The sequence below is a fragment of the Trinickia soli genome (assembly GCF_002879855.1).
In the GTDB taxonomy this organism is placed as follows: domain Bacteria; phylum Pseudomonadota; class Gammaproteobacteria; order Burkholderiales; family Burkholderiaceae; genus Trinickia; species Trinickia soli.
The window spans coordinates 1-379 of the sequence record NZ_PNYB01000103.1 but is presented as its reverse complement, the minus strand read 5'-3'; the positions used below and the strand labels follow the sequence as shown (position 1 = coordinate 379).

The 379-nt window shown below is 62.8% G+C and carries 1 protein-coding gene; it reads left to right on the top strand.

Annotated features, from left to right (window positions below; translation table 11 throughout):
- The coding region (locus C0Z19_RS27850) for an alpha-E domain-containing protein (protein WP_146012178.1) at positions 1 to 354 on the top strand (354 nt) is incomplete at its 5' end.
- Positions 355 to 379 lie beyond the last annotated feature (25 nt).

The window sequence follows — 379 nt, the reverse complement described above, 5'->3', positions numbered from 1 at the left end:
CACTGGGCCGCCACGCTGCGCTCCGTGTCGGGCTTCGAGGTGTATCGCAAGATCTATCGCAACGTCATCACGCCGACGCGCGTGGCGGAACTGCTGATCCTGCGCAGCGACATGCCGCGTTCGCTGCTGGCCAGCATGGACGAGGTGGTTGCGATTCTTTCGACCGTGCGCAACAGTCAATCGGCGGAGACGGAGCGTCGCGCTGGTAAACTGCACGCCGACCTGCGGTACGCCCGCATCGAAGATATCTTTTCGGTCGGCCTGCATGCCTGGCTGACCAACTTCCTGGAGCGGATCGGCGACCTGGGCAACGGCATCAGCCAGGATTTCCTGGTGCCGCTCGAGGTCGCATGACCCTGCAGGGCATTGTGCATAAATC